Source organism: bacterium (assembly GCA_021371935.1).
Taxonomy (GTDB): Bacteria; Armatimonadota; UBA5829; order UBA5829; family UBA5829; genus UBA5829.
In genome coordinates this window covers 109,852-134,485 of sequence record JAJFVF010000004.1, presented here as the reverse complement: position 1 = coordinate 134,485, position 24,634 = coordinate 109,852, and the positions used below count along the sequence as shown (strand labels likewise).

At 52.4% G+C, this 24,634-nt stretch carries 28 protein-coding genes; all 28 read left to right on the top strand.

The window, feature by feature from the left end; genetic code table 11:
- Positions 1 to 200: 200 nt before the first annotated feature.
- The 28 genes from LLG46_03625 to LLG46_03490 all read left to right on the top strand — a co-directional run bounded on the left by LLG46_03625 (position 201) and on the right by LLG46_03490 (position 24,630).
- Positions 201 to 4,049, top strand: a complete 3,849-nt coding sequence (locus LLG46_03625; protein ID MCE5322390.1) for a DNA adenine methylase — start codon at positions 201 to 203, stop codon at positions 4,047 to 4,049.
- Positions 4,050 to 4,059: 10 nt separating this feature from the next.
- The gene (locus tag LLG46_03620) at positions 4,060 to 4,422 is read left to right on the top strand and encodes a hypothetical protein (protein ID MCE5322389.1); all 363 of its coding nucleotides are present in this window, start codon (positions 4,060 to 4,062) and stop codon (positions 4,420 to 4,422) included.
- A 12-nt stretch (positions 4,423 to 4,434) separates the two neighbouring features.
- Complete coding sequence (locus LLG46_03615; protein MCE5322388.1) at positions 4,435 to 5,295, top strand: hypothetical protein; 861 nt, start codon at positions 4,435 to 4,437, stop codon at positions 5,293 to 5,295.
- Positions 5,296 to 5,307: 12 nt separating this feature from the next.
- Positions 5,308 to 5,691, top strand: a complete 384-nt coding sequence (locus LLG46_03610) for a hypothetical protein (GenBank protein ID MCE5322387.1) — start codon at positions 5,308 to 5,310, stop codon at positions 5,689 to 5,691.
- A complete protein-coding gene (locus LLG46_03605) occupies positions 5,678 to 6,157 on the top strand; it encodes a hypothetical protein (protein MCE5322386.1) in 480 nt (159 codons plus the stop codon). Before LLG46_03610 ends, LLG46_03605 begins: the two co-directional genes overlap by 14 nt.
- Positions 6,141 to 6,503 (top strand): hypothetical protein, encoded by a 363-nt coding sequence (locus LLG46_03600; protein ID MCE5322385.1) that lies wholly within the window; start codon positions 6,141 to 6,143, stop codon positions 6,501 to 6,503. The genes LLG46_03605 and LLG46_03600 overlap by 17 nt, the downstream gene beginning before the upstream one ends.
- Entirely contained in the window at positions 6,493 to 6,981 is a 489-nt protein-coding gene (locus LLG46_03595) for a hypothetical protein (GenBank protein ID MCE5322384.1), read from the top strand. Before LLG46_03600 ends, LLG46_03595 begins: the two co-directional genes overlap by 11 nt.
- Before the next feature lie 17 nt (positions 6,982 to 6,998).
- A complete protein-coding gene (locus LLG46_03590) occupies positions 6,999 to 7,442 on the top strand; it encodes a hypothetical protein (protein ID MCE5322383.1) in 444 nt (147 codons plus the stop codon).
- A 1-nt stretch (position 7,443) separates the two neighbouring features.
- Positions 7,444 to 7,962: a hypothetical protein gene (locus LLG46_03585; protein ID MCE5322382.1), complete on the top strand. Its 519-nt coding sequence runs from the start codon at positions 7,444 to 7,446 to the stop codon at positions 7,960 to 7,962.
- 11 nt (positions 7,963 to 7,973) lie between these two features.
- Positions 7,974 to 8,258 (top strand): hypothetical protein, encoded by a 285-nt coding sequence (locus tag LLG46_03580; protein ID MCE5322381.1) that lies wholly within the window; start codon positions 7,974 to 7,976, stop codon positions 8,256 to 8,258.
- The gene (locus LLG46_03575; GenBank protein MCE5322380.1) at positions 8,255 to 10,102 is read left to right on the top strand and encodes a phage tail sheath subtilisin-like domain-containing protein; all 1,848 of its coding nucleotides are present in this window, start codon (positions 8,255 to 8,257) and stop codon (positions 10,100 to 10,102) included. The genes LLG46_03580 and LLG46_03575 overlap by 4 nt, the downstream gene beginning before the upstream one ends.
- Before the next feature lie 11 nt (positions 10,103 to 10,113).
- Positions 10,114 to 10,572: a phage tail protein gene (locus tag LLG46_03570; protein ID MCE5322379.1), complete on the top strand. Its 459-nt coding sequence runs from the start codon at positions 10,114 to 10,116 to the stop codon at positions 10,570 to 10,572.
- A gap of 15 nt (positions 10,573 to 10,587) precedes the next feature.
- A complete protein-coding gene (locus LLG46_03565) occupies positions 10,588 to 11,259 on the top strand; it encodes a hypothetical protein (protein ID MCE5322378.1) in 672 nt (223 codons plus the stop codon).
- 145 nt (positions 11,260 to 11,404) lie between these two features.
- Positions 11,405 to 14,878, top strand: a complete 3,474-nt coding sequence (locus tag LLG46_03560; GenBank protein MCE5322377.1) for a phage tail tape measure protein — start codon at positions 11,405 to 11,407, stop codon at positions 14,876 to 14,878.
- Complete coding sequence (locus LLG46_03555; protein MCE5322376.1) at positions 14,865 to 15,215, top strand: hypothetical protein; 351 nt, start codon at positions 14,865 to 14,867, stop codon at positions 15,213 to 15,215. The genes LLG46_03560 and LLG46_03555 overlap by 14 nt, the downstream gene beginning before the upstream one ends.
- Positions 15,200 to 15,673 (top strand): hypothetical protein, encoded by a 474-nt coding sequence (locus LLG46_03550; protein ID MCE5322375.1) that lies wholly within the window; start codon positions 15,200 to 15,202, stop codon positions 15,671 to 15,673. Before LLG46_03555 ends, LLG46_03550 begins: the two co-directional genes overlap by 16 nt.
- The gene (locus LLG46_03545; protein ID MCE5322374.1) at positions 15,670 to 15,960 is read left to right on the top strand and encodes a hypothetical protein; all 291 of its coding nucleotides are present in this window, start codon (positions 15,670 to 15,672) and stop codon (positions 15,958 to 15,960) included. The genes LLG46_03550 and LLG46_03545 overlap by 4 nt, the downstream gene beginning before the upstream one ends.
- Before the next feature lie 381 nt (positions 15,961 to 16,341).
- A complete protein-coding gene (locus tag LLG46_03540; protein ID MCE5322373.1) occupies positions 16,342 to 17,661 on the top strand; it encodes a hypothetical protein in 1,320 nt (439 codons plus the stop codon).
- Positions 17,662 to 17,679: 18 nt separating this feature from the next.
- Positions 17,680 to 17,991, top strand: coding sequence for a hypothetical protein (locus LLG46_03535; GenBank protein MCE5322372.1), 312 nt, complete (start codon positions 17,680 to 17,682; stop codon positions 17,989 to 17,991).
- A gap of 18 nt (positions 17,992 to 18,009) precedes the next feature.
- Positions 18,010 to 19,095, top strand: a complete 1,086-nt coding sequence (locus LLG46_03530; protein MCE5322371.1) for a phage baseplate assembly protein V — start codon at positions 18,010 to 18,012, stop codon at positions 19,093 to 19,095.
- A gap of 15 nt (positions 19,096 to 19,110) precedes the next feature.
- A complete protein-coding gene (locus LLG46_03525) occupies positions 19,111 to 19,488 on the top strand; it encodes a hypothetical protein (GenBank protein MCE5322370.1) in 378 nt (125 codons plus the stop codon).
- Positions 19,489 to 19,492: 4 nt separating this feature from the next.
- A complete protein-coding gene (locus tag LLG46_03520) occupies positions 19,493 to 19,759 on the top strand; it encodes a PAAR domain-containing protein (GenBank protein ID MCE5322369.1) in 267 nt (88 codons plus the stop codon).
- Between the two features lie 7 nt (positions 19,760 to 19,766).
- A complete protein-coding gene (locus LLG46_03515) occupies positions 19,767 to 20,057 on the top strand; it encodes a hypothetical protein (protein ID MCE5322368.1) in 291 nt (96 codons plus the stop codon).
- Positions 20,050 to 20,802 (top strand): hypothetical protein, encoded by a 753-nt coding sequence (locus LLG46_03510; protein ID MCE5322367.1) that lies wholly within the window; start codon positions 20,050 to 20,052, stop codon positions 20,800 to 20,802. The genes LLG46_03515 and LLG46_03510 overlap by 8 nt, the downstream gene beginning before the upstream one ends.
- A gap of 1 nt (position 20,803) precedes the next feature.
- Positions 20,804 to 21,724: a hypothetical protein gene (locus LLG46_03505; GenBank protein MCE5322366.1), complete on the top strand. Its 921-nt coding sequence runs from the start codon at positions 20,804 to 20,806 to the stop codon at positions 21,722 to 21,724.
- Positions 21,724 to 22,179, top strand: a complete 456-nt coding sequence (locus tag LLG46_03500; protein MCE5322365.1) for a GPW/gp25 family protein — start codon at positions 21,724 to 21,726, stop codon at positions 22,177 to 22,179. Before LLG46_03505 ends, LLG46_03500 begins: the two co-directional genes overlap by 1 nt.
- Positions 22,172 to 23,581, top strand: a complete 1,410-nt coding sequence (locus LLG46_03495) for a baseplate J/gp47 family protein (protein ID MCE5322364.1) — start codon at positions 22,172 to 22,174, stop codon at positions 23,579 to 23,581. The genes LLG46_03500 and LLG46_03495 overlap by 8 nt, the downstream gene beginning before the upstream one ends.
- A complete protein-coding gene (locus LLG46_03490) occupies positions 23,581 to 24,630 on the top strand; it encodes a phage tail protein (GenBank protein ID MCE5322363.1) in 1,050 nt (349 codons plus the stop codon). Before LLG46_03495 ends, LLG46_03490 begins: the two co-directional genes overlap by 1 nt.
- Positions 24,631 to 24,634 lie beyond the last annotated feature (4 nt).

Sequence of the window (24,634 nt, the reverse complement as noted above, 5' to 3'; positions counted from 1 at the left end):
TCTTTCCTCCAAAAGATCAGCCCCAAAGTGAGGCGCATAAAACAGTTTCACCACTCCGCATGTGTTTCCGGTAAATATTGGAGAGATAGTCTCCAGGCACCTGTACACACAAAAATCATTCCGACACTCTGTGGATGTCAGTAGTAAATAACAAAGTAGAGGGCCTTTCTGTTTTGGCCTACTGAATGTCGGAGTGATACATGCAGCTTTTCGCCACGGACCTTGATCGGCTGGCATTTCTACTTGAGACGGATGCTTCGCGCCACCTTGAGATTCTTCTCGCACAGGCAGCGGAGCTTGTCACGGAGGAATTGCCGTCGGACGAGCGGCCGAAGTACGTAACTAATTACATAGGTTCAAAGCAGAAGCTTGTCGACTGGATATGGAAGCATACACCGGAAGACATTGGCTCAGTCCTCGACGCATTTTCCGGTTCGGCGGTCGTGGCGTATATGTATAAGACCAAGGGGCTGCGCGTTGTTGCAAATGACCGGCTTCACTACAGCTACCACGCCGCTCGGGCTATCATTGAAAACAACTCCGTTAGGATCGATCAGGAAGAGCTTGATGCGCTTCTTGCGAACAATTCCAAGGCTGGCACGTTCGTTCGTGACAACTTCAAGGGGTTGTTTTTCGCTGATGGTGTCCACGCCATCGTCGACAACATTCGAGCGAATATCGATGCGCTTTCAGGCTATAAGAAGGACATCGCATTATTTGCTCTGGGAAAGGCTTGTGTCGGTGGCAAGGGCGGTTTCGGGCACTTTTCCTCATCTACGGATTATGGCAAACGCCAGGACACGCCCGATGAGTTCAAGGAACGCTTTTCAAATAATGTTGCGCGTATCAACGCACTCATCTTCGATAATGGCAAAGAGTGCAAGGCATCCTGCAAGGATATCAATGATGCCGTGAAGGATGCCAAAGTAGACCTTGCCTATTTCGATCCTCCCTACGCCACAGAATTTTCTACGACTAATTATGAGAAGGCATATCACTTTACCGAAGGACTTATGACCTACTGGGACGGCCTTACAATAGTCGACGACTCCAAAACAAAGCACTACGAGACGGACCATAAGACGGTAACAAAAGCTAACGCCGGCGAATTCTTCTCGACGTTTCTTGCGAATGCGAAGCATATTCCGAACTGGCTCATATCATATCGCGACCATGCGTATCCGAATGAAGCCGAGATGAAAGACATCATCTCAGCAAATGGAATGGAAAGCCGGATCAGTTCACAGCAGCACCACTACAATATCTCTTCCCGACATTCCGAGAACTCGGAGGCTATTGAGCGGCTGTTCGTGTGTTCCCGGTCGGGTAAGTTGAAGCAATCGGCAGGGTTTTGCCCGGCATGTTCTCAGATGCAGGCACAGGCGATATGGGACGAGACTGAAAACGAGATCCGATATCGTGTTCGCGATCCTAAGCAGTTCGAACCGGAGAGCTTCAGGCGTAAGGCTCTCGACGGCGTTGATGGTGTCTCCATTGTTATCGGCAGACTGAAAGATGAGTTCATTCCCGAAGCTCATGATCCGAAGTCAACGGTCCTGCAGGCATATCGATTTGCCAAAAAATCTGAACAGAATCCTGATGGCTGGACTATGGACAAGGCCAAGGAGTGGATAAAGGACCACGAACAACCGGTGTCAGAGGCCGAGGTCCGGATCGAAGAAAACATGCAGGCTCTGGCAGATGCAACACTTGCTGATGAGGTGGACCTGCTTTCATGCCAGGCTGGTGAAGATCCGGTTCGAGTCACGGGCTTCATGGGCAACAAGTTCATGATGCTCGGCTGGATAGAGCGGCAGGTGCCGAAGGAGGCAAAGACCCTCCTCGATGCATTCTCCGGCGGCGCGAATGTTGCATACCACTTCAAGCGCAAGGGCATGCAGGTCATCGCGAACGACCTGCTGCTCTATCCATACCATATCGCCCGGGCTGTGGTCGAGAACTCACACGAGACATTGACCGATGAAGATATCGAGAGAATTCTTTCGTCCAATGCATCCGCAGGGACATTCATAGTCGACAACTTCCACGGCTACTACTACACCAAGAAAGTGCTCGCGTGGCTGGATCAGGTATGGGCGAATATCCAGAAACTGCCCGGCTACAAAAAAGACCTCGCGCTTGCTGTGCTCGGAAATACCGTGAAAGCCAAATCCATGTTCGGGCAGTTCCACCGCTCGAAGCTCAATCTCAAATCAGAATTGGACTATGACTCCGAGATGGAGGCTGATGCAGGCATCAAAGAAAACCAGCTCGTCAACATCCCAGTAGCAAGCATGGTCGAAAGCTTCAAACGTTACGCGAACCAACTCAATAAGCTCGTCTTCGATAACGGTCAAGAGTGCAAGGCATTTCACGGCGATGCTGTCGAGGCTGTGCGCAAATTCGGCGCGGATGTGCTGTACCTAGACCCACCTTACATCACCCAGTTCTCGAACAACGACTACGAGTATTCACTGCACTTTGTCGAGGGTCTCATGAACCGCTGGGCGGACAAAACCCTCCTCAACGACAATCGCAGAAGCTATCAGTCGCGGACGCACTACGACCGTGACAGCATCCGCTCGCTCATCGAGAGCCTTGCGACCGAAGCCCGCGGGAAGTATGGAACGGTCATCATGTCTTACCGCGACAAGGCATTCCCCACGGAAAAGGAGATCCGCGATATCTTCTCCGAGCGGCTCGGCAATGTTAGTGTCCGTGGAATGGATGTCGAATATGGCATTGTCCTCGGCAAAGATACCGAAGGCAAAACCGGCCGCGAACTGCTGTTTATCTCCTCAAAGTCCAGCGGCGCTCCCAATACTGCGGCTGCGCTACTGCCGGCAAACTGCCACACATCCATACCAGTCGAAGTGTGTATTGCAGGCTCTGAACAGCTTTCGGCGGATGCCATAGACATCAATCCCAACGCCGGCGACCCGCAGTTCGGCTTCATTATGTGCCGGGTTGGAACGAACAAAAACGGCGATCACTTCACGCCCGAAGAGCTTTCGACACGCTGCACAACGGCAATCAACAAGAAGATCGACCTCAAACATTCTCAGGACCTCACCGACATCGTCGGCGGGATCATCGCATCCGAGTTCGTTGAAGATGAAACAGGCGGCAGAATCGAATGTGTTGGCGAACTCTATGTGGCTGACACGCCGACTGCAGCGCTTGCCTACAAGCTTATGAAGAAAGGCATCATCAGTCAGGTCTCGATGGAGTGTGACTATGAGGCCGGTGAATGCTCCGTCTGCGGCAAGATGATGACAAACAAGAACGACTATTGTATCCATCTTCGCAAGTACAAAGGCGCGGAGTATCAGGGCAAGCCGGTCTTTGAAATTTTGCATGGCGTTACGTTCACTGGCCTCGGTCTACTCGACCGAAAAGGCGCTGACGAAAACGCCCGGATAACACAAGTCGCCTCGCAGGAGGCAACCCATACAAGTTCAGGAGGCAGTCCATTGGAAGACGACAAGAAAACGATTGACGAGCAGCACGAGGATGCTGCAAAGAAAGGCGCTCCGGGTGGTGCTGCGCCAGTAGACGACAAGGCCCGCATCAAGGAGCTTGAGGACGAGAACAAGCAGCTCAAGCAGCAGGTGTTGGACCTTCAACAGCAGGTTCAGGAACTTGAAGCGGCAAGTAAGGCCGCTGCGAACAAAACTCGCGCACAGAATCTCATTGCCAAACTTGAAAAGTCGGGCATTATGTTTGCATCCAATGAGGAGCGCGAAAAGGAGCTGGGGCGACTTGCGGAACTTTCCGATGATGCTTTCGCTGCGACTGAGGCTGCCTTCGACAAGGCGATTCAGGCCAAGCCAGAATGCCCCGAAAAAGGCAGTGAGACAAAAGGCGGCGATGATCAGGGCAAGTCGAAAGCTAGCTCGAAAGAGAGCGGCGCACTTCGTTCCGATGCGGGTGTGCGGCCGCTGGATGTAGATGATACCAAAACAAGCCTTGAAGATAAGCTCAAGTCAGGTTTTATGGCGGCATACCATGACCGCATAGGGCTTGCTAAAGATCAGAACACAAAGTAGGAGGTGCAACGTGCCATTTATCAATCCATCTCACAGGGGGCTTGCATACGGAGACGGGTATTTGCAGGGCGACGGGAAGCTCGGCCAGTTCGTAAAGCTGGTCGGTAATGATCTGTTTGCCGTCAATACTGATCCTGCTGCCAAATCTTTCGGAGTCCTGGTGAAAGACTATAAGAGCGGTGAAATGCCCGGCATCTTGTGCATGGGCGGCATTTATGAGACTGATGTCTTCGAAGGCACTATCAATGTCAACGATGATCTGAAGGTTTCGACAGGCGGCAAACTTACCGCTGGAGTCGGAGCCGGTGATATTGTGGTGGCCAGAGCGATATCGGTCGCCAGCGGGACATTGAAGTTCCGCCTGCTCATCTAGGAAGGAGATAACGTGGAAACGATAATCGATGTACATAGCCAGGAATATATGGATACCATGGCCCGCCTGATGAGCGAGGCTCTGGATTCTCCTGATGGAATGCGTGCTCTTGCTGCTGCCATCGCCGATCCAATTGAGCAGGAGATAAAGCGCAAGGAAATTACATCCCTGCTCCTTACCCAGCACGATCTGCCTAAAGGCGAAAGGCCGGTCTACCAGAAGAAACCCAAGGTCAAGGCTTACTGGATAAGCACTGAAGGCGAAGCTCGTGAGCAGGAACTCGGAAAGGATGAAATAGAGTTTCCGACCCATCGCATTCACTCCGCGCCTATGGTTGATATCTCGATGTTGAAGCATGGCAATATCGGCACCCTTATGGATATCCAGACATCGGCCGCCGCCGAGATACGCAAGGAGATGGACAGACGGACGATCACGGTCATATCGGCTGGAGTGCCTACCGCTAACACAATAGAGGTCACAGGCGGAAAACTCACTGACGACGCTCTGAACGAAGGGATATCCATCCTCGAGGATCTGGAACTCACAGTAAAATACATCGTCATGCGAGGTCGCCGTTTCAATGACATGCGTGACTGGGACCTCGACCCGGAGACGAGAGCGGAACTGCGAACCAAGGGCGTCATCAAGAACTACGGCACGGGCGGCATCATGCTCACCGCTTCAGCGGAGATGAACGAAATACTCATCGTTCCTGATGAGGAGATTGGGAAGTTTCCAATCCGCGAATCTCTGAAAACCGATCCCATTGAGCAGAAAACCCGGTTCAAAACCGGCTGGCTGGTGTGGTCAGAAGTCGGACAGGGTGTCACCCGCCCCGACATCGTTGCGAAGATAAAGATACTACCTTAAGGGAGGCTTACATTGGTCAGACTAAAGAACGTCCGGTCCGGTATTCTCATTATTGCTGATGCCGGATTGAAGCTGGCTCCGGGAGAGGATCGCGAAATCAGCGAACTGACTCCGCAGGCAAAACAGGCGCTTGATAATGGCTTTCTTGCCCAGATGGACCGAGACAAGGAAACGAAGCCTGCGAGCAAAGCGGCTGATAAGGTGCCTGAAACGAAATCTCAGTCCAAGTCCAGCAGCCGCAAGACTGAAGAAAAAGGATCGGGTAAGTCGGAAGCTATAAAATCGGAATCGACCGAACCTGCAGCATCCAAGTCCACTGATAATGCCGGTGGGTCAGGTGATCATAGCGATTCCACACAAAGGTCGCTTATCGAGGCTGAAAGTGGCGACAACTGATCTTCTGACCCTGTTGCGAACCGATCTTGCCGATCCGAATGGCGAAACATTCAAGGACGAGGTGCTTACGCGTTGTATCCTGAAGAGCGTCTCGCCGGTCGGTCGCGATCTGGATGTGGAGATGTCTATGAGCGGTAGCGAGATCGTGCCGGAGCCGCAGGGTGAGACACTTGAGATGCTGCTTTTGCAAGCACAGATTGAAGCATGTCGCTTCATGCGCATCGCTACCGCTAACTCGTTCTCGTTTTCGTCGGGCGATAAGCGGGTGGATAAGACGAGCCAGCCGCAGAACTGGGCAAAACTGGAGGCAGATCTCTCGACGACATATTCCGAGCGGCTTCGAGAGATAAAACCGGATGCAGCGGTGGATGATGGATATGTCTTCACGCCCAAGCCGCTTAGACCGGTCATATTCGAGCAGGGTCGACATCACTGTCATCGTGATCACCATGACCATACTCACTGATCTGGAAAAAGCGGCAGCGGTGGCCGAGGTCAGAAATCTCATCACCGCGTCGGGTCAATCGGCAGCGCTACTTAGGAAACAGGCGAGCGAAAACCTGTATGGTTCCGACGAGGGAGAGTTCGTCGAGTTTTGTGTGTTCCATCTGGAGATTTCTGAGACTCCACCGGCAGATATAGCCCAGAGGGTGGATGCCACCGCAAGTGTTCTTCCTGAGCTGGATGTTCGCGTGGAGGATCGTGTTCGTTTCTATGGTCGAGACTTCCGGGTGCAGACAGTTGCGCCGCAATCGCTTTTTGGTGTGGTGACACATAAGGTTCTTGAGTTGGTGGTCTTGCATGGGAGTTAAGCGATTCGGCAACTGGGCGGAAGCAAAGCAGTTACTCACGAATGGGCTTGATCAGCGACTGGTTCTTGCGATCCGGCAGGCAACGGTAAAGAACGCACTGCTTCTTGTGCGGGAAATAAAGCGTGGAATACGAGATCAGGCACCGGGTGGCAAACAGTTTCCTCCGCTTGCACAGGTGACAATCGACCGGAAAGGATCCTCGAAGGCGCTGATTGACACGGGATTTCTGTTGAATTCTATAACTCAGAAGATACTCTCAGACCGTGCGTTTGTTGGTCTCCTGCGGACCAGCTTCTACAAGGACGGCGAGAACGCCGCAAATATCGGCGCGATCATGGAATATGGCTGCACGATAAAACATCCGAGTGGTGCCGTGATTGTTATCCCACCAAGGCCTTTCCTGCATCCGACGATGGAGAAATACCGGAACGAAGTGATCAATAACTACCGAGAGGCACTGGCCTCAGTTCTCAAATGAAAGTGAGATAGGGAGATATGAAGATAATAAGCTCGATGCTTGTGCTCGTCTTGCTACTTATTGCAACACCCCAATGTGGCGCGGAGTCTCTGCAGGTTACAACTACTCAGGTATCGACCCAGACCAAACGCGGCGTCCCGGTTGTGATGGCTGTGAATCTCAAGAATGTTCTCGCGCCGCGTGATCCTATAACGCTTACGGCTGAAGCTCAGTGGGAGGACGAATACGGAGTGACCAAAACTACAACAGCGAGTACGACCATTACCGTGATACAACCTATCAAGGTCAACACATACAAGGTAGCAATCCCCGCTCTTTTTGATTTTGTGGCTGGCTCTGCAAAAATAGACGGCCAGCCGGTTACGTCGACGCTTGATTCCGGCACAATTATGTTTCAGATCGGGCGTACGCTTTTGGAGGGTCAGTCGGTCTCGCTAGAATACGCGGTGAAGGCGCAGTAGTGTGGAGCTCATCCGTAAAGTCGTTGAGTCATTTGTCCGGCTGGTTAAGGTCGAAGTCGATCTGGGTGCTGTGCTCGTCGCGGCTGACGATGTGTTCGAAGTAACAAAAACGCCGAGTGTTGTTCTGCAGGGGCCAACCCTGGTGGAAGACAGCGCGCGGAGAACACCTGCAAAGCAGGTCAGGAAGAACCAGAGTGATTTGACTTTCGAAGAGCGAAAGTCTCCGAGGCTGTATCACCTCGAATTCGACGTCATTGTCACGACAGGTAAGGAAGGCGATCTTCTGGACCTGACTGAGAAAGTCGCGCGGTTCTACCAGCTTCATCCGACGCTTCCGGTTGGTGAGCACGGCTCGCTTGCAATCACTGAACTTACACCACTGGGTGGTTTGAAGAGAGTTAACCTATCGAACCTGCGGCAGGCATCTGGTAAATGCCGCATTGAGGACTGCCCGGTCTATGATGGCCGCGTGACGACCGGGAAGCTTGCGACCGGGTTGAAACTGGAAGTGAATCCATAAGGAGTCAACCAATGAAACTCAATATTAAGAACTTGCTTTTTCAGCCGCTTGCACTTCATCTTGCGACGGATGGCGAGGGACTGCATCTTTCGGCTCGCGAATGTCGGGAAATACTCGCGGAGCATGTCTCCGATGAGATTCAACTTGCTGCTGCTCGTGGGCTTGTTTCTCTTGTGAACAAACCAGGCGACAGTGAAGATCATGCCGTGAGTGCTGAAGTCGGTGTGGACACTCCAGAAAGCGCTGTGGAAGTTGGTGAGCAGCAGGCTAGGCAGAAGAAAGGAAAACTTAAATGACATCATATCTCTCGCCCGGAGTTTATACGAAAGAGACCGACTTCAGCTACTACGTGAAGCAGATTTCTACGTCGGCATGCGGAATGATAGGAATTGCAGAAAAAGGACCCATCAACAAGGCGATCCTTGTGACAAGCTGGGAGCAGTTCGTGCGTAAGTTCGGCTCCTACATCGCCGATGGTTACCTTGCGTATACCGCTCGCGCGTTCTTCGACAACGGCGGACAAGTCCTCTATGTAAACCGAGTGGCGCACTACACTGATCCTGATGACCGGGCAACGCTTACTGCAAAATGCTCAACCATTTCACTAAAGAATCGGCGATCAGCCGCAGCCAGTTTGAACACGGGCATCATTGGCACAGACAGAATCCTCTGGACCACAAAGGCTGCAGGTGCGGCTGGCAATTCTATCACAATCGCACTTGTCAAATCCGGCAACGATACGCCGCTTTCAATCGAGGTAACTGGCCAGGCAATTACTATTCATCTGGCGACTAACGCTACTGGCGATACGACAAGCACAACCGCACAGGTAGTAGCAGCAGTTGTTGCACATGCCGGTACATCGGCGTTGATTCAGGCGTCCTCAACGGATACTGGCGTGGTTACACCCGCTGCATCTACACATCTGGCCGGTGGACAGGATCCGCAGGACACATTGAAAGTTAGCGCGATAAATGAGGGTACGTGGGGTGATGCGCTCTCTGTTCAAGTCACTGACAGCACACAGGATGCCGCAAACGAGTTCGACCTTATCGTCCGATATAAAGGCGAGACTGTTGAAGTGTTCAGGAACCTTTCGATGGACGAATCAAAGTCGAATCATGTGGAAATCGTTGTTAATGAGGTGTCGGAATTCATCACAGTCGACGATCTTTCTGTTGCATCAAACGCTGCCCAGGACAGACCCGCCGTAGGAGCATTCTCGCTGACGGCTGGTGATAACGGAATCAGCGGCCTTGCCGATGCGGATTATATCGGTGATGCATCCCAACACACCGGTTTCTATGCATTCGACGAGATAGATGCACTGAATATCGTGCTCGCACCGGGTGTTACGACAGCGCAGGTCATTGCTGGCGGGATCACTTATGCTGAGAATCGCAAAGACCTGCTATTCATCACCGAACCACCGATCCATCTTGAGCCGCTTGAAGTCATCGATTTCCGAAAAGGTCAAGGTACCTACACCCATGCCGCATTCAATTCATCCTATGCAGCACTCTACTATCCCTGGCTTGAAATTTCAGATCCGCTCACGAGAAAGAGCAAGCTTGTTCCTCCGACCGGAGCGGTGGCCGGATGCATCGCCAGATCTGATCAGAAAACGGACGTGTGGTATGCGCCTGCTGGAATCGATAGAGGGCGAATCTACAATGTGCTGTCTCTTGCCTACAAGACCAACCGCGGTGAGCGAGACACTCTTTATTCCGAAGGCATTAATGTAATAGCGAGCTTCCCAGATACCGGCATTAATGTTTGGGGGCAGAAGACTCTCCAGTCTCAGTCTTCCGCGCTCGACCGAATCAACGTTCGCCGCCTGATGATGTATGTCGAAGAAGCGGTTTCGCAGTCGTCGCGCTTCGTAGTCTTCGAGCCGAACAACTCGCAGACATGGCGGGCGCTGGTGCGCCTTATCACTCCGTTTCTTTCGAACATCAAGAGCAAGGGCGGTTTCTATGACTTCAGAGTGCAGTGTGACGATGAGACTAACACCGCGCAGATGATAGACCAGAACCAGATGGTCTGCCGGGTGTTCGTGAAACCTACGAAGACCGCTGAGTTCGTGGAACTGAATTTCGTCCTCACCGCAACCGGCGCGGACTTCAGTGAGATATTTTAGGAGGTGGCCGCATGGAAGTGATGATGCCTCAGAGCCTTTACCAGAACTGGCAGTTCGCCATCGAAGTGAACGGGTTCGATGTGGCTCTCTTTAAGAAAGGTCAGGAGCCAAAGACTGAGTTTGAGGAAGTGGCGTTCGCTCCAGCTGGCTCGATGTTCGACCAGAAAGTCGCGGGCCGTATGAAGTTTGGCGATGTCACTCTCGAGAAGGGTGTGCTCGCTGATGGATCTGACGAAGCGGCACGTGACTGGGTGAGAATCCAGGCCGATGTGAACTCCGGTGTCGGCGCGCTGCCGGAAGAGTATATGCGCGACATCGACATCGTTCGGTATGATCGTGCAGGTAACGAAACGCGCAGATGGACGCTTGTCGGAGCGTGGGTGAAGTCGCTTGAATATGACGATCTTGAAGGTGGAAGCTCCGACAACACAATTGAGAAAATCACGATCTGCTATCAATACTGGATTTAGGAGACGCACATGTATATGTTTGAGCTACCCAGCGGGCCTGAAATAGAGCTGAGGGAAATGACCGGCGCGGAGGAAGAACTGCTCACCAACCAGCGGCTTATCCGAAACGGCGACGCCGTGAACCGCGTGCTTGCTAACTGCATTCTGCGATTGGGCGAAAATTCGGAGCCGAGTGTGAGTGATGTGCTGAATATGCTTTCCGGCGACCGGCTGTTTACACTTGTGCGGCTTCGACAAGTGTCGCTGGGTGATGAAGTCGAACTCGATCTGGTCTGTTCGAACACGGCATGTCGGGCAAAGAATCACATCATCATAAACCTCACTGACCTGCCTGTGACGCCATATGGCGAAGCACGTGAGTTTGTATACACGCTGCCCAGCTCCGGCAGGAAAGTGCAGTTCGTTCATCTCGACGGCAACAAGGAGAAGCGCCTGGCTCAGATGCAGGAGCCGAACATTTCTGCTGCGATGCTCATTCGTATTCTGGAGATAGACGACTCGGCTCCGAGCAAGAAAGCGCTTGTCGAAATGTCGATGCGGGATCGGACCGCGCTGCGCGCTGAGATGCTTCGCGTCGACGCAGGTATTGACACCAATATCGAGTGCGAGTGTGAATCCTGCGGCGCACGTATTCATACCAAACTTGAGGCTGAACCGTCTTTTTTATTCCCCGGAGTTCGCTCCTGAAGGATGTTTTCTTCCTCGCCTATGGAGGGCTGCACTGGGAGTATGCTGAGGTCGCAAAGCTGCCGATCAGGACGCGGCATGATTTCGTCGATGCACTTGAACGGCAACTCGACTTCGAGCGAGAGGAATTGGACAGGCATAAGCGATGAATGATCTCGGCCTCGGCATAATCGTCAGTCTCAAAGACGCATTTACTCAAAACGCGACTCGCGTCCAGTCGTCGATGCAGTCTCTGGATGCATCGGTCGAAGCCGCTGGTTTGAACATGACCCGCAACCTTGGCCTTATTGAAAAAGGCACAACGATGGTTGGTGCGGGACTGGCGCTGCTTGCAATACCGACAGGTCTTGTAGCATCGACTGTCGCAACTCAGACAGCCCTGGGTGAACTTGCCTCTGTCGGCGTTAAAGACTTCCGTGCGATGGAAGACGCCGCTGAGTCGTTCACGAACCAGTGGGCTGGAACCAATAAGGCTGAGTTCATTACGGCTGCATATGACGTAAAATCGGCCCTTGCCAACCTCTCAGATCAGGCGGTCGGCACATTCGCTGCGATGGCTGCTCTTACCGCCAAAGCAACCAAAGCAACGACCCAGGAGATGGTCGAGACATTCACGACTGCCTACGGCATATTCAAGCCACTTGCAAAGGACATGTCCGACATCGAGTGGGCGAAGATGTTCTCCGGCGCGCTCTCCCAGACGGTAGGTGTTTTCAAGACCACAGGTCCACAGATGGCGGAAGCAATAAAGAACATCGGCGCGATTGCGGCTGCGTCGAACGTGCCACTGCAGGAGCAGATGGCAATCCTCGGCCAGCTTCAGACAACTATGCCCGGCTCCGAGGCAGGCACGCTTTACAAGGCATTCATGCTAAAGGTTGCCGAGGCCGGTGACGAACTTGGCCTGTCATTCGTGGATACGAGCGGCAGACTTAAGGGCATTCTCCCGATCCTTCAGGAAGTGAAGCGCGGCTTTCCGGATCTTTCCCAGGCCGCCGCGCAGGTGAAGCTCAAAAAAGCATTTGGTTCAGACGAGGCAGTGCGATTCCTGCTGCAGATGTCTATGGGAATGGATCAGCTAGAAGGCAACATCAAGAGCGTCGAGCAGGCCATGAAGTCAGGCACCGTGACTACCGAGCAAATGGCTAAAGCTATGAACCAGGATATAGGCTCGCAATACGGGCTTGTAAAACAGCAGCTTACCAATCTTTTCGAAATACTCGGTCGAACGATGCTGCCTGTGGTGATCCCTCTTTTTCAAATGTTCTCCCGTTTCATTCTGCATCTTCAAAGCATGGCGAAAAGCATGCCGGATATCACTCGAAAGGTCCTCACTTTATGTGCCGCGCTGGGTGCAATACTTGTCGTGGTTGGTGCAGTTGTTTCTGCCATTGGCACAATAGGGATAGTCTTACCGGCGCTTAAGGCTGGGCTTGTGGCAATGGGGCCGATGCTTGCTGGAGTCGGATCGACGGTTTCAGCTTACTTCTGGCCGGTGGTCGCCGTGATAGCCGCAGTCGTAATTGCGGTAGTGCTTCTTAAACGTGCATGGGAAACGAACTTTGCCGGGATACGGGATGTGGTGATGGGAGCATGGAACCGTACAAAACTTGCCTTTCAAGGAGTATGGGCGCTCATCAGTTCGATTCGAGGCGGGTCAGGCCAGATGTCGGCAGAGCTTGCCCAGAAGCTGCAGGCAGCAGGCCTCATGAAGTTCGTCACTACTGTGTTCCAGGTCTACTACCGGGTGCGACAGTTTCTGTCAGGGCTGTGGCAGGCGTTCTCATCGGTCTTCGACAAGATACGGTCGATCCTTGAGCCTGCGGTGCGCGCGCTGATGGGAGCTTTCGGCGAGTTGGGTAAGGCACTCGGTTCGATTTTTGCAGCATTCGGACTGGCGACAACTGCAGTTGATGCATCTTCGTTCAAAAGTTTCGGCCAGACGCTCGGCACTGTTCTCGGCATCATTGCGCAGGTGGCGGCATATATCATCAAGTTTATTGTCTATCCGCTCTCGTGGGTCATTCGGATTATCGCAGCGGTCGTCCAGGCTGCTGTGTGGTTCGGTAAAGTCATAATCACAGCCTTTGTTGCTGCTGCTCCTTATGTATATCGCTTTTATTTACCTCTAAGAATGCTGATTCAGGCACTACTTACAGTGGGCCGCGTTGCGTATACAGTCTGGCGGATGATTACCGGCGACATCTCAGTGGTGGATGGACTGAAGACAATAGGCAGTGCGATATTCGGTTTTCTGTCCACGCCGTTTCTATGGATACGCGATATAGCATCTTCAACGTGGAATTGGCTGCGGAATCTGTTTTCCGGCTTCGGTGGATTTTTTAGGTCGGCAGGAACGACGCTACTTTCAGCATTCCAGAGTCTGCCGGTGGTCACTACGATCAGCAAAGTTTTGAGCACAATTCGCTCGCTCGTCTCGGGGCGAATAAATTTGACCGAGGCTGGGAAGCAAATACTCATTACGCTTGGTCGTGGAATTTGGTCGGCAGTGATATATCCGTTCGATGTAATGAAACGCGCACTGGGGTGGCTTAGAAGACTTCTTCCATTCTCGGATGCTCAGGAGGGACCGCTTTCGACTCTCACAGCTTCCGGTGCAGCCATCCTGCGCACACTTGCTCAGGGCATGCTGTCACTAATCTCACTTCCCGGACAGGTTCTGAGCACTGTGTTCAGAAGCATGCTTAATGCCACAAACTGGGTTTGGGATGAGATGCGTGCTCTTGGGGCGGGTCTTGTCTCCACCGTCTCCAGCGCATTTTCACAGATAGGTAGCATCGCCGGATCCACATGGTCACGCGTTCGTGGATCCGCGGCGTCCGCGTGGTCGAGTATAACGTTAATGGCATCGAATGCTGCGGGCTGGCTGCGAGCGCCGTTTACTGCCCTCGCAAGCGGAGCATCATCTGCATGGTCGGTTGTTCGAGGTGCGGCATCAAATGCATTCTCCTATATTCTCTCCAGTTCATCCAGCTTGATATCCTCTGCGTTCCAGAGTGGACGATCCGTGATGACTACCATCGCGAGTGGTATCCGCTCGGCTGTTGCTGCTCCATATGAAGCGGCAAGATCGGCGCTTTCACGACTCAGAAGGTTATTGCCGTTTTCAGATGCGCAGGAAGGCCCACTCTCAACACTTACCCGAAGTGGCGCTGCGATGCTGGAGGCATTCAGCGCCGGTATCACTCGTGCCTCTGAGCTGCCAGCACGCGCTCTTCATCGTAGCTTGGGAACGGCTCGAAACCTTATGAGCGTTGGTCTACCCACAAGCGCACTTGCGGCGACTCTGGCCTTGACGCCGGTGGTTGCAGGTGCCGTGCCTGGTATTGCTCCTGTTGAACATGTCGGTCAAACTGTCGAGAGATCGCGGTTGTTGGCTGTCACACGCGGCACACTTGCGTCTGAGCAGATCGCTGGTGTTACTGCCCGGTCTGAAGAGCTGCGACCGCTCCTTGAAGCAATATTGGTGAAACTTGATGGTCTCTCTGACCGGCCAATTGAGGTGGATGTTACAACGAAGCTCGATGGTCGGCAGATTGCACGAGCCGTTTACAAAGATATGCGGGAGCAGAAGATCAAGAACTATGAGACCATGTGAGTCCACCATAAAACGAGTATTCATCTGCAGCCGATATGCCACCGATATCGAACACAATGTCGAGATTGCTCAGACACTCTGCCGAATAGCTGTGGAAGCTGGCTGTGCGCCTCTAGCCCCACATCTTCTTTACATGCAGTTTCTGGACGAGAGCGATCCGGTCCAGCGTAATCTAGGCATCTCGCTGGGGTTGCGATTCATGGAAGCCTGTGACGAGGTCTGGATTTATATCGGTAACGGTATCTCGGATGGTATGCGACGGGAAATTGCGCATGCACGCCTGCTCGGAAAGACCATTGTGGTAATTCGGGAGGTGCAGTTTTGCGCAAAGACCTGAAGAAAACAACCGGCTGCATTGTGGATGTCGTGACTCACGAGCGGCTTGAGTTTCAGTATAATCCGGACGAGATCACGGACGAGAAGAGCACCGACTTTGCGACTATTAAGATACCAGGCATGAGTCACCCGCGTTATCAGTATGTGGCTGGAGAGGCGAGAAAGATCGCATTCAAAATAGTGTTCTTCAAAGGCCCTGTGAAGAAGAAAGTGGCCTGGTTGCAGTCGCTTCTCTATCCTCAGCACGCAAAGACTATGCTCAAGAACGCTCCGCACAAGGTGCTTTTCTTCCTGGGGGATCTTTATCCTGGAGTAATCTGCATCGTGCGCCAGGTGAGAACGCGCTACTTCAACATGTTCGATAAGGATAGTCTTCTGCCGCAGCATGCCGAGGTCGAGCTTACGCTTGAAGAAATAGTGACAAAGTCAGTTGATTACACAGAGGTGAGGAAGAAATGATTGGACTGGATTCCAGATACGCAGCGTGTGTGCTCTATGTTGATAATAAGGAGGAATTCCTGGGCACGCGAACGACGATAGATACAACACCGCAGCCGGATGATACATTTTACACAGTTGTCGAGAGTGACCGCATCGATCTCATAGCCTATCACTACCTCAGCAACGCCTCACTATGGTGGGTAATTTGCGATTATAATGACATCTTCTTCCCTCTCAAACTAGAGCCAGGGAGTGTTCTGCGGCTGCCATCAGCCGAGCATGTACAGATGCGCATTCTTGGATGAGCAGGTTGCCTGGATTAGATACCCAATTGTTGTACTAGCTAGTTCAGATACCTACTCTCGCTTCCTACGAATGAAGCGGGAGACTGATTCTGCATTTAATTGCTGGCTTTCAGCATTACCAGCAACTGCAAGATCAAGATAATCTTCTCCAGCATGTCCATTGGACATCTCCTTTCAATTATGCAATTGGTCTGTATTGCCCTTTCATACAATACCTCAGTAATACGATGTGCAAATAACGTGCCTGTTTGACGCCATGCCGGTAAAACTGGCAGGGTTACTAGGAATGAGACGGCAACTTATTCCGACACTTCGTGGTTTCTAGTAGTAAATAACTAAGTAGAGGTGCTTGTATGACCAAGCCGGAGCTAGCAGATGCAAATGGATGTATATCAGCCAGTATTCGTGATAGAGATAGAGGGCAAGAAGTTCTCGAAAGACATTACACACGAGATTACCTCGTTCGTTTTCGAAGACAACGAAGAGGAACTCGATGTGATGGAACTCACTATCACGGACAGGTATCTTCAGTTTGTAGACGATCCGCTTTTTCAGGAAGGTAATGAGATCGTCGCCCGCTTCGGTTATGTCGACAACCTCTCACCCAAAAAGGTCGCTGTCATTAAGGAGATCGATTATGACTTTCCTGATGGCGGCGACCCAACCATACAGTTGAAGGCGTATGACAAGGGCCATAAGCTCACCGGCAAGCAGATCCAGCGTATCTGGCAGAAGCCTGCTCCCGGCATCTTCTACTCGGAGATTGCCGAGCAGATCGCCAGAGAGCACGGGCTTAGGCCGGTGGTGACCAAGACAGTTGGTCGGCATCTTCGTGTGGCGCAGGGAAATAAGTCTGACGCGGCGTTCCTAAAGGAACTCGCGAGCAAGTCCAGAGATCGCGACGGCAAAGGAGTGACAGGCTATGTGTTCTACATTCAGGACGATGAACTGCACTTTCATCCCCGTGCTCTTCATGCGAGGCCCGCCCTTATTCTGGAGTACTTCACCGACCGCGAGGGAGTGCTGAGGTCATTTAAGCCGTCGACTCAGTCGCAATCGGTGAAAGGTGCGGGGACAGAAACAAAAGCCGTGGGCGTGGATCCCCGGAAGAAGAAACACATTGAACACGCAGCGAACAATGCCACAACGCCGGATAGGACATCACTTGGTAAGAAGACATACCTGGTCGATGGAAACAGCGGCGAGGGTAAGTTCGGGAAGCAGGAATCCGGTAAGATTGTGCCGAGTTCAGAACGTTCGGAAAGCTATCACGAGGAGCCTCGCCAGGAACCGGCTCAGGACAAGGCTGAGAGCAATTTCAAAAATGCCGAGATGAAACAGATTGAAGCGACGGCGGCGACTATCGGCATTCCAACTCTCGTGGCCAAGCAGAATTTGGAGGTTCGCGGTGTCGGGACAAAGTTTTCAGGTACTTATTACTGCACTTCCGTTCGTCACATTTTTCAAGACGGTTACTCCTGTGAACTCAAGCTCAAGAGGAATGCGCTTGGCAAGGGAGCGGGAAGCAAGGCTGCGGAAGTCAAAGGCAAGCAGAATAAACAGGAAGCCCCGCGGCACCCGAAACGGCAGATAGCTGGTTCGTCCAAACGATCAGCATCATCAAAGCAGTCCCGGCCGGTGAAACCAAAGCCGAAGATGGTTCGAATCGACGCCAACACAGGCCGGATATTAGGCAACTAAAGTGAGGAGGCAATATCAGTGCATTGGGATCAGATTATCAAAACCATCATTGAGAACAAAGAACTGTTTGTAACGTTTCTTGTGTCTCTCATAGCGATTATCAAGCTCACGGCCTGGGGCAAGGCTCAAGCCTCTGCGCTGGATGTCATTACCGGCATCATTGAACGGATCGGCGCAGGTGAAATCAAGAGCAGAGTTGCTAAGGAAGAAACGAACCTGTCGTCTGCTGCCAGGGATGCAGTTCAGAACTCTGTTGCGAAAGCCGACCCGAAGAAGACTCCAAAGAGCGCCGTAGTCCGGTTTCTCAAAGAAGTCTTTCGGGTGCTTTAAGGCGAGGAAAAGCAGACCATGCTCGAGTTCCAAGATCAGCAGCACGAAGAGCGCTACAAGGACAAATGGTATGGTAAGTACCGAGCCTTCGTGCGTGACAATAACGACCCGGAGCGGCTGGGCAGATGCCGTCTCGAAGTGCCTGCAGTGCTCGGGATCGGAAATGAGAACTGGTCGGACTGGGCATGGCCCTGCTTTCCCTACGGCGGTAATGACGACATAGGAATGTTTCTCATTCCAGAAGAGGGTGCAAGCGTATGGGCGGAGTTCGAAGGCGGCGATCCTCAGTATCCTATCTGGACCGGTGTATGGCTCGCGATGAGCAATCCAGGAGAGCAGCCGGAAGAATCAAAAAGGTTGTGCTCATCGGCTACATGCAAGGACTGCGAGGACAAGTGCGAGCATGCTTCGGACATGGCGGATAACTCCGAGCATCACAAGTATCACGCTCACCCGCCTTATTACTGCCCGCGTCGAAAGGTGCTCATCAAAACAGAGACTGGGCACACGATTGTGTTCGACGACAGAGATGAAGAGGAGTTTCTCAAGATCATAGACAGGGCCGGGCAGATCCTGCACATGCATTGTCCGGTTAAGGCGGAGGTTCAAAGTGAAAATACTCGGAGGCGTGGGACGTACGATTCTGAAACAGACTCGGCAGACAGCAAAGCGGGTACTGGTTCGGGCGGCCAACAAATCGATATCTCGCGCGATATCAAAGACAGCAAAGCGTTTGTTCGGCTGACGGACGCCTGCCGCCAGTTCCTATGTCTTGAGGCGTGGCAGGATAAGGAGAAGATTCATATCCAGTCGTCGAACAAGACGCGTTCCCGCTGGCAGAAGATACTTATCGACACAACCAAAGGTCACGAGATAATTCATCTCTGGGGACTCGGCGGCACGCAGGAGATTCAAATCTGCTCTACTGCCGGAAAAGAACAAGTCCGTCTTACTGACAAAGCCGGACAAACACTTGTCCTCAGCTCTGCTTCCGGCAGAGAGAGAATCCAGGTAACGGACAAGGTGGGAAGCAAGCTCACGATGGACGGTGTTATGGGGCATATCATAGTTCGTTCCAGCGGAAAGGTGCTCATAAATCCATGACAGGAGTAGCCCGAAATGGCTGAAAACGAATGCCAGGGACCGGGAAAGTGCGGTTGGGTCGAAAGTGAAAGGCTCCTTGCAAAGACCTTTGATACCTGGCGTGCCGAGTTTCGCATGATCCTTGAAGAGCATCGACGGGACATTCAGGGGCGGCTTGAAAAGATCGAGCGGGAGATAGAGAAGAAGAGCGACAAGGAAAACGTCGATCTTATCGTTCGTGGAATCAATGATGAACTTGCACGGCATGCCGAGGAGATAAAGAGCCTGCATACGAATGTTGAGAGCAAGGTCGGCGTCGAAACTATGTGGAAAGTCGCCGGACTTGTGGTCGCTGTCGGTGGAATCATCAGCGGCATTATTAGCGCAGTCATAAACTATTTTACGAGGTACTAAATATATGGCAAGACCACAGGCAAGACTTGGAGATGTGTCTAGCCATGGAGGGACAATCATTACCGGCTCGCTTACAACAATGGTCAACGGCAGACCCGCAGCCCGAATGGGTGATATGCATGTGTGTCCCATCCCTCATCACGGTGTAACGCCTATTGTTACCGGTAGTCTCAAGACATGCACTGACGGCAGGCCGAATGCAAGGATGGGAGATGTCACCGGCTGCGGCGCTGTCATTGTTGGCGGCAGCTTGGACACTATGGTGGATTAAGAAAGCTATGAATGATCTGCAGGTCCAATATTGGGATGTCTTTCCCAAGTCGATAAAAGTCTCACATGGATCGCTTAACATGACGGTGCCGCTGTCTGTGCGTGGCAATCCCAGAGGCAGGGTATGCTTCGATTCTTCAAACTGGGCCATAGCTACTGTGAGCGAAGATGGTATTGTATCACTCGGCTACAACATCGGAGCGACGGTCATTTACGCTTACGACAACGAGGACCGCACTAGCGTGCGCTATGTGCAGGTCGAGGTTGTAAGCGTTGCAGCGGCGGTGGCAGATGCCTGAGAGCGGACTTGTCATTCCATACTGGGATGTTCGGCCCAGACAGATAGTGCTGCCGTATGACCAAGTGTCGAAGTCATTTCCCGTTGACATACTCGGTGTGCCCAGCGGCGATGTGATCTTTATGTCAACGGACCCGAGCATAGCTTTTGTGTCGGACGAACAGCTCACATGTGGAGCAAACGCGGGCGCGGCGGTGATTGTCGTGGAAGCAGTACGAGACAGCATAGTGGTGTCCCGTCGCTACGTGCAGATTGACATAGGAACAGAAGTGCAGCAGCCGGTGGCTCCGCCCGCAATACGTGAGATAGTGCCAAGCGGCTACGTCGAGGAATTGCCGGATGGTGTTTGGCACTTCAGGTATTTCACCGACTGGTTCGATCAGTGGGGAGGAAACGTCCGCGTACAAGGTGAGCTTGCAATAATACTTGACCTTGATAAGCACTACCGGCTCTATTTTGATGTATGGGGCGAGATAGAGAGCATGGGCGTCCGCAATCACGATACGCTGGACCTGTACTTCAATAACACGTGGAAACGCAATTTCAATCCGACAACGCCTGCAATCTATCCGGCATGGAACCAGCCGTATGTTATTCCGAGGCGCACCGAGTGGGTGGATCTGTGGGAGTTTATCGGTCGGTCGGTTACAGTGCGCTTTGTGTGGGATACGCAGGATGCACTCTATCAGATGTTCGACGGCTGGTACGTCGGCAATATAAGGCTTGCTCCACCCTGGGGGATTTGATATGGCAGACAATGAGACAACACCGCAGCCGCTTATAGAGCAGACCAGCTCTTCGGAGAACCATTATGAGCTGATGGCGATTGCGCAGGCTTCCTGGGAATGGTTCGGTCTCAACAGAGAAAAGCCGTATCTTGAGCAGATGACCGAAGATCTGCACGAGATACGGATATTGATGGAGCAGAGTTGGGCTGCGACTGAACAGCTTCGGCAGGAAGTGCAAAGCGTGCTCAATATGCACGCTCAGAGCGCGCAGGAGTATATTCGGCAAGTCGAAGAACCAGTGCCGGTTGACTACCATCCATTTACATCAATGCCTACAGGAACCACCATCCGCGATCTGCCGGACGGCGGAAGACTCTTCGGCTTTACTGACGGTGCATTTCTGCGAGTGTTCCCTGACGGTTCGATGATCGCCATTGGTGAAAACGGAACTCCAGCGGCTATTACGCCTGCATCCGGAGGTAAGGTCACACTGCCTGATGGTCGTGAACTCACGCTTGTGAGCAATGCGATCAAGGTGACTCATGAAGCTGCGGGAATCGACGGTCTGCCGGATGGTGTTGAACCAGTTCTTGCCTCGCCAAGCAGATACACGGTCGTGCTGCCGGATGGAACACGAATTGATGTCTATCAAAATGAGAAGACTATTGCGGTTGCTAACCCGAACAGCACGATTGATGTCCTCGGTATCGCGCACATCTACGGAATCGGTGAAGAGGTGCAGTCCCGCAATATATCCGGTGGCGCAAAAAACTTCAAGGCACTGGAAACCGGACATGCAGGGATGATCGAGTCCGATGGCACAATTCACCTTTCCCTCTCAGACGGCTTGGATCTTGTGTTCCACTTCCCCGAAAGTGGCAGTGATGATGGTGATGATGACACCGGCGCAGTGTGCTTTAACTGCCAGGAGCCTGAGTGATGAGCACTGATTTCCTTGGCAAAGGACTTCGATTTCCGTTTGCATTTGCCAGACGCTCAGGCGGTGCTCAGGTCTCAACAATCACATCGATAGATCATGCGCATATACATGAGAGCATTCTGCAGATACTTGGGACGCGGCCGGGTGAGCGGTTTATGAATCCAGAGTTCGGCTCACATGTCCGCGATCTTGTCTTTGAGCCGAATAATGATGTGCTCAAGGGGCTGTTGCGCCACTACATCACTGATGATGTCGAGCGTTGGGAAAAGCGTGTGGTCGTCACTGATGTCTCATTTAACGAGTCGGCTGAAGTTATAGACGCAAATATGCTTTCAGTTCGCATATCCTATCGAGTGATTGATACACAGGTAGAGGACAATTTGGTGTGGCCGTTTTGTCGTGAAGAGCTGACCGAGTCATCGGATATCGGCACAAGGAGAGTGGAAATTGGGTAGAGCGAGCATTTCATATACGAATAAGGATTACGAGTCGCTTAGGCAGGAACTTCTTGCGCGGGTGCCGCAGCTTACCGACCGTTGGACCGACTTCAATGAGTCCGACTTGGGAGTAGTGCTTCTTGAGCTTTTCTGTGGTGTCGGCGACATGCTCGCATATTATCTCGATGCCCAGGCTGCGGAGGCGTTTCTTCCCACCGCACGTCAGCGTCAGAACGTCATCAACCTCTGCAAGCTAATAAACTACAGGCTTGATACTCCAGTTGCAGCTACAACAACCATTCGCTTTAGTCTTTTAACGGCACTTGATGGCGACCTCACTATCCCCGCAAAGACTATCTGTAGTGCAAGGCTTGATGATGGCAATGTCGACTTTGAGACCATTGAAGATAAAGTGCTCGCCAGAGGGAAATTGTCGGTTGATGTCGGCACGCGGCAGGGAACCCGGAAGAGTGAAGAATTCGTTGGTACCGGTGATCGCGCTCAGAAGTTTGCGCTTTCCTCCACCAGCATCGCCCAGGGAAGTGTCCGTGTTCGCGTCGGCGACTCCGACTGGGAAGAGACACGGTTCTTCATCGACAGCGCGCCAGACTCGAAGCATTTCCAGGTTGAGACCAACGGGCTGGATGTCATGTGGATCATCTTCAGCGACGGAATCCACGGCGCGGTTCCGACCGCAGGTGAGACGATCACCGTCGATTATCTTGAAACCCTTGGCGCGAAGGGCAACATTGGGCGCGGACTGGTGACCGAGCTGGTGACTCCAATCTATCACGACGGAGAAGTAGTGCAGCTTCGTGTTAATAACGTCATTCCTTCGACAAACGGCTCGGATAGGGAGACACTTGAACACGCAAAGCTGCAGGCTCCGGCGGAACTCAGATCACTTTGGAAAGCCATCACGAAAGATGATTACAAGGCTCTGGCAGAAGGCTTCCCCGGTGTGGCCAAAGCGCAGGTGCTTGATTCAAACGACTGCGTCAATATTCGATATTATCAGGTTAACATGGCTGTCGCTCCGAACGGCGGCGGGCTTCCATCAGCATTACTTAAGCAGCAGCTTGCCGACTTCATCGAGTCTCGTAAGGTAATTACCATTGAGGTGAACCTCTTTGACCCCTGCTACCGCTCGATTTCCATTGACGCAGAAGTCTATGTTTATCAGACTGAGGACATTGAGACAGTGCGAAGACGCATTGAAGCTGCTCTGCAGGAATTCTTCTCGTTCGACAAGTTGACCTTTGGCCAGTCCGTATATTTCTCCGATATCGTCTCGCTTATCGATGGTATCCAGGGCGTGAGTCACGTGACGATGTTCTCTCCGCAAGTGGATGTTGAAATTAAGCCGGGTCAGATCGCGGCGCTGGGTGAAGTCCACCTAGATATTCGGAGGACGACCTGATGGCTGGATACTTCGAGGAAAAACTCATCGATCTCCTGCCGCCGGTCTACCGTGAGCAGGATGCAAACGGCGATCTTCAAGCATTCCTGAGTGTGCCTGCCGTAACGCTGGACGAACTCAAGGAACTTATTGATCGGCTGCCCAGCATTTTCGATATTGACAATTGTGATGTCAGATTCATTCCGCTGCTCGCAAACATTGTCGGCTGCAACTTCGATCCTACCCGTGACCCGAACATGCAGCGGCGGGAAATACTCGAGGCAATCGAGTTCTACCGTCGCAAGGGAAGCATTCCAGCCATTCACCGTTCGCTTGTGAATGTCGGCTGGGCAGGCAAGATAGACGAGACATTTCGCTCAGCTCTTCGGCTCAATAAGAGGTCTCATGTGAGCGGTGCGAAACTCCCGGGTCGCATCTATAGCCTCGGAGTCTATCGCGTCGAATGCGATAACCTGGTTTCCAGGCTGCGTGAAGCACTCAAGTCACACCATCCGGCAGGAATGAAGACCTACTTCCTGCAGTGGCTGCAAACCTTTGAATCAACAGACAACTTCACCACTACACTTGCAAAATTCGTGGAAATGGTGATGATGGGGCATCTCCATGAGACATTTGTTGTAAGACACAACAGGCTTAATTCGGGTTATAAGCTCACATACAAAGAAAAGACTTGGGGAGTCTGTGAGATCTCCTGCCACTTCACGCTGCTTACGGACATTGAGCGCGCCGGTACTCGTGTGCTGCGATGGCTGAGGCGAACATCCGGATTCAAGCTCAATGCCGGAACACTCAACTCAGAGAACCTCGCAAACCTGTGGATAAGCGAGGGCAAAGCCGGATTCACCTGTGAGGTAGATACCGGCTCATATCGCGGGCCTGCACACACTGTTCTGAAGACTTGCGGGCAGCATCTCAACAGAGCAGGATTCAATCATGCACAGTTGGCCTGTCACGTGATCTTCAAACAAAAGGACTTCTATGCGTTTGTGCATACTGGCTTCACACGCGCAGCGAATCTTTATACGGTTCTGCAGTGGCCGACAGACTAGGAGC

Excerpts from the sequence above, each read along its gene's own strand:
- LLG46_03545 (MCE5322374.1), top strand. The coding sequence starts at position 15,670 with ATGATTGGACTGGATTCCAGATACGCAGCGTGTGTGCTCTATGTTGAT.
- LLG46_03560 (MCE5322377.1), top strand. The coding sequence starts at position 11,405 with ATGAATGATCTCGGCCTCGGCATAATCGTCAGTCTCAAAGACGCATTT.
- LLG46_03510 (MCE5322367.1), top strand. The coding sequence starts at position 20,050 with ATGCCTGAGAGCGGACTTGTCATTCCATACTGGGATGTTCGGCCCAGA.
- LLG46_03540 (MCE5322373.1), top strand. The coding sequence starts at position 16,342 with ATGGATGTATATCAGCCAGTATTCGTGATAGAGATAGAGGGCAAGAAG.
- LLG46_03515 (MCE5322368.1), top strand. The coding sequence starts at position 19,767 with ATGAATGATCTGCAGGTCCAATATTGGGATGTCTTTCCCAAGTCGATA.
- LLG46_03600 (MCE5322385.1), top strand. The coding sequence starts at position 6,141 with ATGACCATACTCACTGATCTGGAAAAAGCGGCAGCGGTGGCCGAGGTC.
- LLG46_03575 (MCE5322380.1), top strand. The coding sequence starts at position 8,255 with ATGACATCATATCTCTCGCCCGGAGTTTATACGAAAGAGACCGACTTC.
- LLG46_03500 (MCE5322365.1), top strand. The coding sequence starts at position 21,724 with ATGAGCACTGATTTCCTTGGCAAAGGACTTCGATTTCCGTTTGCATTT.
- LLG46_03530 (MCE5322371.1), top strand. The coding sequence starts at position 18,010 with ATGCTCGAGTTCCAAGATCAGCAGCACGAAGAGCGCTACAAGGACAAA.
- LLG46_03520 (MCE5322369.1), top strand. The coding sequence starts at position 19,493 with ATGGCAAGACCACAGGCAAGACTTGGAGATGTGTCTAGCCATGGAGGG.
- LLG46_03505 (MCE5322366.1), top strand. The coding sequence starts at position 20,804 with ATGGCAGACAATGAGACAACACCGCAGCCGCTTATAGAGCAGACCAGC.
- LLG46_03570 (MCE5322379.1), top strand. The coding sequence starts at position 10,114 with ATGGAAGTGATGATGCCTCAGAGCCTTTACCAGAACTGGCAGTTCGCC.
- LLG46_03580 (MCE5322381.1), top strand. The coding sequence starts at position 7,974 with ATGAAACTCAATATTAAGAACTTGCTTTTTCAGCCGCTTGCACTTCAT.
- LLG46_03565 (MCE5322378.1), top strand. The coding sequence starts at position 10,588 with ATGTTTGAGCTACCCAGCGGGCCTGAAATAGAGCTGAGGGAAATGACC.
- LLG46_03595 (MCE5322384.1), top strand. The coding sequence starts at position 6,493 with ATGGGAGTTAAGCGATTCGGCAACTGGGCGGAAGCAAAGCAGTTACTC.
- LLG46_03525 (MCE5322370.1), top strand. The coding sequence starts at position 19,111 with ATGGCTGAAAACGAATGCCAGGGACCGGGAAAGTGCGGTTGGGTCGAA.
- LLG46_03490 (MCE5322363.1), top strand. The coding sequence starts at position 23,581 with ATGGCTGGATACTTCGAGGAAAAACTCATCGATCTCCTGCCGCCGGTC.
- LLG46_03555 (MCE5322376.1), top strand. The coding sequence starts at position 14,865 with ATGAGACCATGTGAGTCCACCATAAAACGAGTATTCATCTGCAGCCGA.
- LLG46_03590 (MCE5322383.1), top strand. The coding sequence starts at position 6,999 with ATGAAGATAATAAGCTCGATGCTTGTGCTCGTCTTGCTACTTATTGCA.
- LLG46_03625 (MCE5322390.1), top strand. The coding sequence starts at position 201 with ATGCAGCTTTTCGCCACGGACCTTGATCGGCTGGCATTTCTACTTGAG.